Below are 472 nucleotides of genomic sequence, written 5' to 3' on the forward strand. Positions count from 1 at the left end.
CATTTGTTTTTGGCATTCTCTTTTGGCGGGATGGTGTAGGTCCCCGATTCCGCTGTGATATATTGTCGCAACTCAGTGGTCCCATAGGCTTTGTCCGCAATGACATTAGAGTCGGACAGGTCCAGTGATTCCAACAAGGTTTTAGCCGCACGACTATCGTGTACCTGACCGCCTGTTAGTAAAAAGCGGACTGGATTGCCTAAGCCATCCACAACCGCATGAATCTTCGTCGTACGACCACCACGGCTTAGTCCAATGGCTTGATTTTCGACCAGACACTTGGCGTTTTTTTTGCTCCCGTTGCTTTTTGATGAGCTCGAACAATCGTCGAATCTAAGCTAAGATTTTCCATATCTGGATCATCAATGAGTTCTTCAAAGATACGTTCGAAGAGCCCAGACTCAACCCAGAGGCGGAAACGACTATAGACTGTCTGCCAAGCACCATAACGTTCTGGTAAGTCACGCCATGC

The 472-nt window shown here is 47.9% G+C and carries 1 pseudogene; it reads right to left on the bottom strand.

Going from position 1 to position 472, the window contains the following annotated elements:
- Positions 1-472: pseudogene (locus FC99_RS13560) on the bottom strand (IS5 family transposase); the annotation flags it as partial.

Origin of the sequence: Levilactobacillus koreensis JCM 16448 (assembly GCF_001435525.1) — a bacterium.
GTDB classification, from domain to species: Bacteria; Bacillota; Bacilli; order Lactobacillales; family Lactobacillaceae; genus Levilactobacillus; species Levilactobacillus koreensis.